5 protein-coding genes are annotated in these 6,820 nt (G+C 72.1%); 1 reads left to right on the forward strand and 4 read right to left on the reverse strand.

Annotation, left to right across the window (positions count from 1 at the left end; genetic code table 11):
- The 4 genes from BN971_RS25700 to BN971_RS10095 form a co-directional block, all read right to left on the reverse strand.
- The coding region (locus BN971_RS25700) for a murein biosynthesis integral membrane protein MurJ (RefSeq protein WP_249262721.1) at positions 1 to 3,980 on the reverse strand (3,980 nt) is incomplete at its 3' end.
- Positions 3,977 to 4,711, reverse strand: a complete 735-nt coding sequence (locus tag BN971_RS10085; protein ID WP_085179812.1) for an NUDIX hydrolase — start codon at positions 4,709 to 4,711, stop codon at positions 3,977 to 3,979. The genes BN971_RS25700 and BN971_RS10085, both read right to left, overlap by 4 nt.
- A 174-nt stretch (positions 4,712 to 4,885) precedes the next feature.
- Positions 4,886 to 5,275 carry a type II toxin-antitoxin system VapC family toxin gene (locus BN971_RS10090; protein WP_085179813.1) on the reverse strand — a complete coding sequence of 130 codons (390 nt, stop codon included), beginning with the start codon at positions 5,273 to 5,275 and terminating at the stop codon, positions 4,886 to 4,888.
- Positions 5,272 to 5,511 (reverse strand): type II toxin-antitoxin system Phd/YefM family antitoxin, encoded by a 240-nt coding sequence (locus BN971_RS10095; protein ID WP_085179814.1) that lies wholly within the window; start codon positions 5,509 to 5,511, stop codon positions 5,272 to 5,274. Before BN971_RS10095 ends, BN971_RS10090 begins: the two co-directional genes overlap by 4 nt.
- A gap of 172 nt (positions 5,512 to 5,683) precedes the next feature.
- Here BN971_RS10095 and BN971_RS10100 point away from each other — a divergent pair.
- A partial coding sequence (locus tag BN971_RS10100) for an HNH endonuclease signature motif containing protein (protein ID WP_090350060.1) occupies positions 5,684 to 6,820 on the forward strand: 1,137 nt, incomplete at its 3' end.

Genomic DNA, 6,820 nt, shown 5'->3' on the forward strand with positions numbered 1-6,820 from the left:
GCCGCGGCCCGGGCCTCGGGCACCCCCGCCCACAGCATCACCGCGGCGACGATCGGCAGCATGATGGCGGACAGGATGACCAGCCGCAGCAAAGAACCGGCGCCACCGCCGTTCGCGGTGAGCTGACCCAGCTTCAGCAGGCGGTCGGCGACGTGGGCGATGAGGCCGGCCAGCAGCGACGCCGCGGTCGCCACCAGGATGGTCCGCGTCTCGCCCAGCCCGATCAGGTGCCCGCCGCGGGGCAGCAGGGCGCGCCGCAGAAGGAAGTAGCCGACGATCGCGCCGGCCAGGAACCCGACGCCGTTGGCCAGCCCGAGCAGCCCGGCGACCAGCTTGTGGTCGCCGGTCAGATGCGGCGCCAGCACCGAGCCGCCGATCTTGACGGCCGTGATGACCAGGATGATCACGATCGGGGTCCAGGGCTGCTCGCGGGCGTAGAAGACCCGAAGCTGCAGCAGCACCAGGCCGTAGGGGATGAGCGTGAACGCCGAGAGCGCGATCGCGGCGCCCAGGTAGCCGGCGTCGACGCCGCCGAAGTGGCCGTAGGCGAACAGGGCGCTGCCGATGGCCGGCCCGCCGACCGTCATCACCGCCACGATCGGGATGAGCGTGATCAGCGTCAGGCGGGTCGCCAGCGAGAGGTCAGCGAGCACGGCCCGGGTGTCGTCGGCGGCGGCGTTGCGGCTCAGCCGGGGCATGACCACGGTCAGCACGGTCACCCCGATCATGCCGAACGGCAGCATCAGCACCAGCCACGTGTAGTTGTAGATGGCGGGGCCCGACGCAGCGGCGGTGCTGGCGATCTGGTTGCCGACGACCAGTCCGAGTTGGCTGATCAGCACGTAGAGCACCATCGCGGCGGCCATGGTGCCGAAGTGCTTGAGCCGGTCGTCGACGCCCCACAGCGGCCGCAGGCTGATGCGCTGGCGGCCCAACGCGACGAGCAGCACCGCCGTCTGCGCGAACACGCCCAGCGTGGTGCCGATGCCGAGCACCAGCAGCTTGGCGTTGCCCATCCGGACCGGGTCGACGGACAGCTCGCCCGGCACCAGCACGTACACCACCAGCGTCACGAGGGCGACGACGTTGTTCACCACGGGCGCCCACGCCGTGGGCCCGAACACGTTGCGGGTGTTCAGGATCGCCATGAACACCGAGGTCAACCCGTAGGCGAGCACCTGCGGCAGGAGCAGGTAGGCGAACGCGGTGGTCAGCGGCTCGTTCACCTGGGGGGTGCGGCCCAGCATCAGCCGCACCAGCAGCGGCGCGGCCAGCACCGACAGCGCCGTCGCCACCAGCAGCAGCGTCGTCGTCATCGTGACCAGGCGACGCACGAACGCCGCGCCGCCGTCGGGGTCGCCCTGCTCGGCGCGGGCCAGCACCGGCACGAAGATCGCGGTGAACGTCGCCTCCAGCACGAGCGCCGCGACCAGGTTCGGCAGCTGGTTGGCCACGGAGAACGCGCTCGACAGCGCGGCGCCCAGGATCGCGGCCAGCACGACGATGCGGGCGAAGCCGGTCAGCCGGCTGATCAGCGTCGCGAACGCCATGGCCCACGACCGCGAGACGAGGGCGGCGTCGGACAGCTCAGGCCGGCGACGGTCGACGCCGGCGGGCACGGGAGGCAGCGGGCCGGTGGGCGGCGAGTGCGGCGGATCCGGGCGGTCCAGGTCGGCGGGGTCGGGCTCGCCGCGGAAACGGTGCCACAGCCGCCGCCCGGCGAGCAGCACCAGCACCGCGGCGGCGCTCAGCGTGATCGCGAACAGCACCTTGCCGTAGGCGTTGGAGTGCACCGACAGCCGCACCGGGTCGCCCAGCCGCATGCCGTCGGGGGTGCGCAGCGTCACGTCGATGGCGACGCGCTGGGTGAAGTTCACCTCGATCGGCACCCGCAGCGGCAGGTAGCCCGGGGGCAGTTCGATGACGCCGAGGTCGGTGACGGTCATCCCGGGGGGAGCGTCGACCTGCAACCGCACCCGGATGGGGACGGCCAGGCCGTTGTGCAGCGCCAGCGGCAGCGGGCTGTGCTCGGTGGCCAGCGTGTAGGAGCCGCCCGGGTTGACGATGGTGACGGCGCCGAACAGGTCGTTGATGGTGGCGCCGACGGTGGCGAGCCGCTGCTGGGCCAGTCCGTCGCGGGTGTCGGGCGGTTCGGACTGGCTCAACGCGCGCAGCATGTCCTCCCGCAGGGGGGCGGTGTACTGCGTGCCGGTCAGCCCGGTGCGTTCGTCGGTGGTCAGGGCCGAGGTGAGGCCCCACAGGCGACCGACCTGGGCCGCGATGCCGGCGGTCACGTCGTCGGAGAAACGACCCCGCGCCGACGGGCGGTCACCCGCCGGCTCCTGCGGCTGGGCGCGGGGGGTGGCGTCGGCGATGAGCGCCGGGAGGGGCCGCGGCACCGCGAGGCCCGAGTGGATGGTGGTCGCCAGGGCGGTCAGCATCACCTGCGCGTCGTCGGCGCGTAAATCCCACGTCGGCGGCGGGACCAGCAGCTGGGTGCGCGGCGCGGCGTCGCGCTGCAGCGGGTGCCAGAAGATGGAGCCCAGCGCGTCCTGGCGACGCGCGGTCGCCGAATCGTGGGCGAGCCGCACCGCCAGCGAGGGGTCCAGGTAGGTGGGGACGCCGGGGTTGGTCCCGGCCCCGGCGAGCGCGGCGCCGACGGCGGGGTCGAACGGCGCGACCACCACCTGCGGGGACACTCGCCGCGGGTCGGTGTCGACGCTTTCGGTCGCGTTGCCGGAGTCCTGGGCGGACAGCTCGGCGGCGGCGATGGCGACCGTGCTTTCGCCGCCGTTCAGCAGGTTCACCGCGCGGTTGGTCAGCGGGCCGTCGGGCAGCAGGGTGGCGCCGCGCGCGGACGGGACGTCCAGGATGCGGTCGACGATGTTGTAGACGCTGCCGGTGGCCGTCGCGGTCAGCCCGGGGTCGTTGACCCGCTGCAGGGCGTCGAGGTCCGCCTGCGCGTAGGGCAGCGGGGCCACGCAGATGCGGTGGGCCAGCGCGCGCAGCCGGTTCAACCATCCGGCGGCCGCGGCCTGGCCGGCGCCGGGATGCGTCGGGGTGCCGGGCAGCTGCGCGGGGCCGTCGGGCGAATCGGACACCACGTAGCCCGCGGCCATGGCGTTGACAGTGACCAGCAGGTCGGGGTCGACGGCCAGGCACAGCGCGTGACCCACGGCCCCGTCGGGGTCGACGTCGTGGCCGGTGGCGACCTCGGCCGCCGACAGCAGGACGTCGAGGCGGCCGCCGGGGGCCAGCGAGGTGGCCAGGTCGTCGTCGACGAGGCGCACGGGGATCGTCCCGCCGGGCACCCCGGGGGCCAGCCGGGGCCGGTCGGCCAGTGGCCACAGCATGGTGATCAGCACCGGCTTGGAGGTGTCGGGCGCGACGGCCGAATCGAAGTCGCCGGCCTTGTCCGGGGGCACCCCGACCACCGGCAGCAGGAACCGGGCGTTGTCCAGCCGCGCCGGGGCGCCGTAGTCGGGTGTTCCGTTGGCGTTGACCAGCACCGGGTAGATTCCCGGTTTCTCGACGCCCATCGATGGCGTGGTGAGCGAGCGCAGCGGCGCCGAGAGGGTGAAGCCGACCTCCTGCCCGCGCCGCAGCTCGGGGGCGACCGTGAGGAAGTCCGCCGCCGCCTGGTACTGGTCGGTGCCGCCGTCCAGGGAGGTCCGCAGGCTCGCCGACGCGGCGACCGCCCCGGCGTGCTCGAGCCGCACCATCACGTCGCGCACCGGGCGGTCACCGACGTTGGTGACCGTGCCGGTGACGGTGACGACGGCCGGGCTGGTGGTGGTGACGACGTCGGGGGTCACCTGGTCGATGCGGACCCGGACGAAGGGTGTCACCCCGGGTTCGCCGGCGGCGGCGGGCGGCAGCAGGGGGGCGATGGCTCCGGTGAGGACCGCGAACGCGGCGACGACGCCGATGACCGCGGCGAGGCGCACGAACCCGGCCCGGCACAGCTGCGGCGCGGTCACGACTCCGGCCCGTGACCGTTCTTGCGGCCGATGGCCGACCTGTCCGAGTGGCGGGTGCGCGAATGCGTCTGCGGGTGTCGTCGGGGGGAGCTGGGGGGCAGGGGGGGAAGCGCGGCGGGGCCGTCGCTTTGCAGCTTGTCGATGAGCTCGTCGGCGACCTGGGCCAGGCGCCGCTCGTCGGCGTAGGCCAGCCGCGCCGGCAGGTCCTGGATGGGCACCCAGGCCACCTCGGCGACTTCGAGGTCCTCGTCGCACAGTTCGCCGCCGGAGAACCGCATCAAGTAGTGGTGCACCGTCTTGTGCACCCGGCGGCCGTCGGTGACGAACCAGTAGTCGATGCGGCCCAGGGCGGCCAGCACGCTGCCCTTGATCCCGGTCTCCTCGGCGACCTCGCGGATGGCCGTCTGCTCGGCGGTCTCACCCTGCTCGATGTGCCCCTTCGGCAGCGACCACAGCATCCGTCCGCGCCGGTCCACGCGACCGATCAGCGCCGCCACCTGCTCGGCGCGCGGGCGGTCGAGGCCGTCGATGACGAGTCCGCCGGCGGAGGTTTCGTGGACCGTCTTCAGCCGCTCCTGCACGCGCCGGCGGGGACGGGGCCGGGCGGGTTTGGTGGCCGCCGAGTCGGCCGGTGACTGATCGCCGGTCGGGTTCTCGGGCGAACCGGCGCCGCGACGACCACGGCGCCGCCCCCGGCGCCGACGCGGTTTCGCTTGTTCGCCGTCGGACACCCAAGCGATAGTAGCTGGCACGGCCTTGTCTTCAGGAGATGCACGCCGCTAGCGGCGGCCGCGCTCTGGGCGGCGATACGCCCGCACCAATGGGTGCTGCCGCGGGGGAGCGTCTAGCCGCGGCCGCGTCGCGGCCTCGGGCCTACCGGCCCGCTGGGCGCGAAGTGGTTGCGGTCAGGCCTGCAGGGTGGCGGTGATGCCGGCCTCCAGGATCTTGGTGTCGCGGGTCGCGATGGTCAGATGGCGGCGCAGCGCTTGGGCCACAATGACGCGATCGAACGGATCCGTGTGCGCCCACGGAAGTCGGCCGGCCAGGATTGCGTCGGACGACTCGATGGGAAGCTCGGTAACGCCCATGTCGGCAACGATGTCGTTCCACGCCGACAACAGCGCTTCGCCGTCGAGGCGACCCAGCCGGGTCTTGATGGCGATTTCCCAGGCCGACGCTGCCGTCACCCACACGCCCGTACTCGGATTGGAGATGACGGCCAAGGCCGAGGCATCCACATCACCGGGCGTGCTCACCAGCCCGAGCAGCGTATGTGTGTCCAACAGGACGTTCACGATTCGGCGCCCTCCCAGCGCGCAAGCTCCGATGCCGGCAGTGGTTCGTCAAAGTCATTGGGCACCAGCAGCTTCGGTAGCTGGCCGAACTTGCGTGGAACGGGCTGCACCGGGACGAGCTTGGCGACCGGCCGGCCGTGATTGGTGATCGTCACTGCCTTGCCGGTGCGCTCGACCTCGGCCAGCAGAGCATTGAGGCGGTTCTTGGCGTCCGTGCTTGTTACTGTCGTTTCCACAGCCACCCAGGGTACGCCAGAATACGCTAGTCCAGCTAGCGCGATTAGCTCGAATTAGCTATCAGCGTCTACCGCGCGCGATCGTGTGCCGCAGGGTCCGGCCACCGGTCTGCCCCACCCCCTCTGGGATTGGTCGCCGAAACTTGTCGTACCCCACTGCGATGATGGGGCCATGTCGTTGATCGCATCGCCTGAGGCGAGCCCTAAAGAGCGGCTCGGGGTGTTGTTTGAGGAGCTGGCGGAGTTGGCCGGTCAGCGCAACGCGATTGATGGGCGCATCGTGCAGATCGTCGCCGAGATCGAGCGCGACGAACTGTGGGGCATGACGGGTGCTCGGTCGGTGCCGGCGTTGGTGGCCTGGAAGCTGGGCTTGTCATCGGCCAATGCCCACACGATCACCAGTGTGGCGCGCCGGTTTGAGGAGTTCCCCCGTTGTACGCGGGACCTGCGTGAGGGCCGGTTGTCGTTGGACCAGGTCGGGGTGATCGCCGCGCGCGGGGGCGAGGGTTCTGACGCGCATTACGCGCAGCTGGCCAGCGTTGCGACGGTCGACCAGCTGCGCACGGCGATCAAGCTCGAACCCCGGCCGCAACCCGATGCCCCGCCCGGGCTCGAACGTTCGATCACCAAGACGAGCAACGAGGAGGGCAGCTGTTGGCGGATCAGGCTGCCGCGCAACGAGGCGGCGACCTTCGAGGCCGCGCTGGCGTCGCATCGGGATGCGCTGGTGGCCGAGTGGAAGCGCGACCGTGACGACGGCGCCTCGGACGCCGCCCCGCCGCTGCCCGACACCGGCGATGCGTTTATGCGGCTGGTCGAGGCCGGCTGGGATGTCGAGACGAGCCGCCGCCCGCATGGGCAGCACACTACCGTGGTGGTCCACCTCGACGTTGCTCAGCGCGCCGCCGAACTGCATCTGGGGCCGCTGCTGTCCGACGCCGAACGCCAGTATCTGACCTGCGATGCCACGTGCGAGGTGTGGTTCGAACGCGACGGCCAGCCGATCGGCGCCGGGCGGGCAACCCGCACCGTCAACCGCCGGCTACGCCGGGCCCTGGAACATCGCGACCGCACCTGCGCGGTTCCTGGCTGCGGGGCCACCCGCGGTCTGCACGCTCATCACATCCGGCACTGGGAAGACGGCGGGCCCACCGAGTTGACCAACCTGGTGCTGGTGTGCCCGTATCACCACCGGGCACACCACCGCGGCCTCATCACCATCTCCGGGTCGGCCCCCGATCTGAGCGTCACCGACAGCGACGGGCAACCGCTCGGCGCCGCATCGGTCTCGCGTGCGCCCACCCTGGCG

The organism is Mycobacterium bohemicum DSM 44277, from assembly GCF_001053185.1.
Classification (GTDB): Bacteria; Actinomycetota; Actinomycetes; order Mycobacteriales; family Mycobacteriaceae; genus Mycobacterium; species Mycobacterium bohemicum.